7 protein-coding genes are annotated in these 4423 nt (G+C 73.8%); 6 read left to right on the top strand and 1 reads right to left on the bottom strand.

The annotated features are described in order from the left end of the window. From E1265_RS34090 to E1265_RS34070, 5 genes are all read left to right on the top strand, one after another. The coding region (locus E1265_RS34090; protein ID WP_207931318.1) for an Lrp/AsnC ligand binding domain-containing protein at window positions 1-170 on the top strand (170 nt) is incomplete at its 5' end. Window positions 171-307: 137 nt separating this feature from the next. Continuing rightward, the gene (locus E1265_RS34085; RefSeq protein WP_132934824.1) at window positions 308-889 is read left to right on the top strand and encodes a TetR/AcrR family transcriptional regulator; all 582 of its coding nucleotides are present in this window, start codon (window positions 308-310) and stop codon (window positions 887-889) included. A gap of 61 nt (window positions 890-950) precedes the next feature. After that, complete coding sequence (locus E1265_RS34080; RefSeq protein ID WP_132934823.1) at window positions 951-1484, top strand: isochorismatase family protein; 534 nt, start codon at window positions 951-953, stop codon at window positions 1482-1484. A gap of 58 nt (window positions 1485-1542) precedes the next feature. Continuing rightward, entirely contained in the window at window positions 1543-2175 is a 633-nt protein-coding gene (locus E1265_RS34075) for a hypothetical protein (RefSeq protein WP_132934822.1), read from the top strand. Window positions 2176-2188: 13 nt separating this feature from the next. Next, entirely contained in the window at window positions 2189-2848 is a 660-nt protein-coding gene (locus E1265_RS34070) for a formylglycine-generating enzyme family protein (protein ID WP_132934821.1), read from the top strand. A 34-nt stretch (window positions 2849-2882) separates the two neighbouring features. Here E1265_RS34070 and E1265_RS34065 read toward each other — a convergent pair whose 3' ends face one another. Then, complete coding sequence (locus tag E1265_RS34065; protein WP_132934825.1) at window positions 2883-3479, bottom strand: TetR family transcriptional regulator; 597 nt, start codon at window positions 3477-3479, stop codon at window positions 2883-2885. Between the two features lie 104 nt (window positions 3480-3583). On the opposite strand from E1265_RS34065, the gene E1265_RS34060 reads away from it, so the two are divergent. Continuing rightward, a partial coding sequence (locus tag E1265_RS34060) for an oxidoreductase (RefSeq protein WP_132934820.1) occupies window positions 3584-4423 on the top strand: 840 nt, incomplete at its 3' end.

Here is a 4423-nt window from a genome sequence, read left to right as displayed (position 1 = left end):
CCCCGGTCGTCTTCGCCGCCACCACCACGGGGCCGAGCAACCTGATGGCCGCCGTCGTCACCCGGGACGCCGACGCGCTGCACGCCTATCTCACCGGCCCGCTGAGCGAGTTGGCCGCCGTCACGCACGTCGAGTCCGCGCCCGTCCTCCGCGTCGTCAAGCGCCGCTGACGCGACGGTCGGGGACTGTCGGAATCACGCCGGAACATGCCGGAACACGCCGGAATCACGCCGGAATCACGCCGGAACACGTCAGAATCGTCCCGGAATACTTGACCTCCAGGACAAGAAACATCAGGCTGCCGCTCGTGGGGAGGCCCAAGCAGTTCGATCCGGACGACGCCATCGCCCGTGCCATGGAGGTGTTCTGGCGCGACGGCTATGCCCTGGCCACCCCACGGGCCCTGGTGGACGAGATGGGCATCGGCAAGGGCAGCCTGTACCACGCCTTCGGCAGCAAGCGCGCCCTGTTCATGCTGGCCCTGCGGCGGTACGGCGACACTCAGGCCGCCGCGCTGGTCGAGATGTTGCGGCGCCAGGACCTGCCTGTCAGGGAGCGGCTGCGCCTCGCCCTCGAAGCGGTGGTCACCCTGGACTTCACGGGCGACGAACGCCGCGGCTGCTTCGCCGCGAACACGGCGACGGAGCTGGCGGCCGCCGGCGAGGAGGCGGCGTCCGTCGTCCGGGACATGTTCGACCGGACCGAGGGCGCCTTTCTCGCCGCCATCGAGGAGGGCCAGAGGACCGGGGAGGTCGATCCGACGCGTGACGCACACGCGTTGGCCAGTCTGCTGCTGAACACCGTGGTCGGGATGCGGGTCCTGGCCAGGACCGCGGACGGACCCGAGCAGGTGCGGCGGGTCGTGGCCGCGGCACTCGCCGCTGTCTGATCCCGTCGCGGGGGGCGGGGTCATACGGCGTCGGTGTCAACGACCGTGCGAGGATGGGCCGATGATCGTCCAGGCCCTCATCGTGGTCGACATGCAGCGGGGTTTCCTGGCCGGCGGCGCCGAGCCGGTGACCGACGCCGCCGGCCTCACCGACCGCGTCGGCGCCCTCGTCGAGCGCGCCCGCCGGGCCGGCGCGCCCGTGATCCACCTCCAGAACGACGGCGCACCCGGCACGGTGGACGAGCCGTTCACGCCCGGCTGGGAGCTCTTCCTCAACGAGCCGGCGGAGACCGTGATCCGCAAGACGGAGGACGACGGCTTCGCCGGCACCCCGCTCGGCGAACTCCTCGACGGCCACGGCATCCGCCGGGTGGCCGTCTGCGGCGTGCTCAGCGAGATGTGCGTCAGCGCCACCGCCCGCGCCGCGCTCGCCCGTGGCTTCGGCGTCGTCCTCCCGCACGACACGCACGGCACCTATCCGCTGGCCGAGATCCCGGCCGACGTGGTCGCCCGGGTCGCCGAGCACGCGCTGGGCGACGAGGTCGAGCTGGTCGCCAGCGCGGCGGCGGTCACCTTCGTGCCGGCGGGGGCGTGACCGCCCGCACCCGTCCGCACGCCACCGTCCACGACCGCCCCCAACCGCAGGAGTCACGGTGCCACGTCACCGCCCGAGACGCCGCCTCGCCCTGGCGACCACGACCGCCGCCCTCGTCCCGCTGCTGCTGGTGGCCGCGTGCGGCGAGGAGGGGGACCCCGCCGGCACCGAGTCCAGCGCGTCGAGCGACGAGACGAGCCAGCCCACGGGCGCAGAAGAGGTGACGGCGGAGGTGGGCGTCGAGACCGAGGCCCCGGCCGACGCGGCGGTTGGCGAGTGGGACGCCGAGCGCAAGGACAGCCCGGCCCTGGGCGTGGGCGTGCCCCGGCTCAGGGAGGTCCTGGTCACCGGGCACGACGGCTACGACCGCGTCACTTTCGCCTTCGAGGGCGGCGCGCCACAGGTCATCGCCAGCTACGTCGACGAACTCCCGAGCGGGGACCAGGAGCCGCGGGACATCGCCGGCGCCCACGACCTGCAGATCGTCCTCGTCGGGGTCGACGAGCAGAGCGGTTTCGCGCCCGCCGACCTCACCGACACCGTTCGCGAGGTGCGCGACTTCGGCGTCTTCGAAGGGGAACTGCGCGTCGTCCTCGGCCTCGACACCCCGGGCGGCGGCGCCCCCGGCTTCCGGGTGACCAGCGACGAGGACGAGGTCGCCGTCGACATCGCCCACGAGCAGGCCGGCTGACCGGGGCGGCGGCATGGAGTTGGTCACCGTCCCGGCCGGCCGGGTGACGCTGTCGGACCGACGCACCGAGCGCCGCTGGTCCGTCGACGTCGCCGCGTTCGAGCTGGCGCCGTTCCCCGTGACGCAGGCCGCGTACGCCCGGGTCACCGGCGAGTGGCCGAGCGCGGCGCGCGGCGAGGAACTGCCCGTGGAGAGCGTGTCCTGGTGGGACGCCGTCCGCTTCTGCGACGCCCTCTCGCGGAGCGAGGGGCTGACGCCCGCCTACCGTGTCGACGACGGGGGCGAGGGTGTCACGTGGGACCGCTCGGCCGACGGCTACCGGCTGCCGACCGAGGCCGAGTGGGAGCACGCCTGCCGCGCCGGCACCACCGGGCCGCGCTACGGGGACCTCGACGAGATCGCCTGGCACCGGGGCAACTCCGGCGAGCGCGTCCACGAGGTGGGCGGCAGGAAGCCCAACGCCTGGGGCCTGCACGACATGTTGGGCAACGTGTGGGACTGGTGCTGGGACCAGTACGACCCGGAGGTCTACGGCAGCTACCGGGTGTTGCGCGGCGGTGGCTGGTACGACGAACGCTGGAGCTGCCGCGCCTCGGTCCGCCGCCGCAGCCACCCCACCTTCCACACCGACGACGTCGGCTTCCGCGTCGCGCGCTCGGTCGCCGCGCACTGAGATCGCGGCCCCGGCCGGCCCGGCCGGCCCGCGCTCAGCGCAGGTCGGCGTCCAGCGCCGGGGCGATGAGGGCGAAGGCCCGGTCGGTCAGCTCGGCCGGGTCCGCGACGCCCTCGCTCTCGCTCCACCGCCGCAGCACGGTGTCGAAGGCGGACAGCGCCATCCCGGCCGCCATCCGGGGGTAGAGGTCGGTGCCGGCGTCACGACCGAGCCGGCGCGCCAGCTCGTCCGCCAACTCCTCGCGCCACCGTGCCTGCCGCTCAAGGAAGCGCGCCAGCAGCGCGGGCGTGCGCAGGATCAGCCGCACCACCCGCAGCGCCCGCTCGGTGTGGTCTGAAGGGTCGGCGCAGGCGGCGAGACCGGCCCAGACGGCGTGCCGCAGCGCGACCGAGGGACGCTCCTCGCCAGGGCGCCCCGCCAACTCGGCGCGCATGCCGGTGCCCAGGTCGGCCAGGAACTGGACGACCACGTCCTCCTTGGACGCGAAGTACCGGAAGAACGTCCGCCGGGACACGCCCGCCGTGGCCACGATCTCGTCGACCGTGACCGCGTCGTACCCCTTGGACGCCAGCAGTTGAAGCGCCGCCTCGGTCAGTTCGTTCGCGACGAGCTGACGCTTGCGTTCGGCCATGGTCACGTCGGGGCGGGAGCTCACCAGGCCAGCATACCCGTCATGCCGCAAACGGCACTCAGGCGCATATTGACATCGAGTGCCACCAGAGGCATGGTGTGCCCATGAGTGAACGGCAGCGCTGGACCGCCGAGCGGATCCAGGACCAGACCGGGCGCGTGTTCGTCGTCACCGGGGCCAACAGCGGCCTCGGCCTCGCGACCACCCGCGCCCTCGCCCGCGCCGGCGGGCACGTGATCCTCGCCGTGCGCGATGAGGGCCGGGGCGGCACGGCGGCGGCCGAGATCACCGCGGAACAGCCGGACGCGCGACTCGAGGTGCGGCGCCTCGACCTGTCCGACCTCGACTCGGTCCACGCCTTCGCCGACCGGCTGCGAGCCGACCACCCACGGCTCGACGTGCTCGTCAACAACGCCGGCGTGATGGCCCCGCCGCGCACGCTCAGCGCCCAGGGCCACGAGCTCCAGTTCGCCTGCAACCACCTCGGCCACTTCGTGCTCACCGGCCTGCTGCTCGACCGCCTCGCGGCCGGCCGGGACCCCCGCGTGGTCACCGTCAGCTCGGTCAACCACCGCCGGGCCGGCATCCGCTTCGACGACCTCGCCGGCGAGCGCGGCTACTCGCCCATGGCCTTCTACAACCAGTCCAAGCTCGCCAACGCCGTGTTCGGCCTGGAACTCCACCGCCGCCTGACCGAGGCCGGCAGCCCCGTCGCCAGCGTGCTCGCCCACCCCGGCTACACCGCCACCAACCTGCAGACCAGCGCGACCGTCGGACTCTGGCGGGTGCTGCTCGGCCGCCTCGGCAACCCGCTGATCGCCCAGCCGGTGGAGCGGGGCGCCCTGCCCCAGCTGTTCGCGGCGACCGAACCGGGCGTGGCGAGCGGCGAGTTCATCGGCCCGGACGGCCCGGCCGAGCTGCGCGGCGCCCCGACCCGGGTGCGG

It is taken from the genome of Streptomyces sp. 8K308 (assembly GCF_004348315.1).
Classification (GTDB): Bacteria; Actinomycetota; Actinomycetes; order Streptomycetales; family Streptomycetaceae; genus Streptomyces.
Note: the sequence above shows the minus strand (reverse complement) of the source record. Positions and strands in the feature narration are given on the sequence as shown.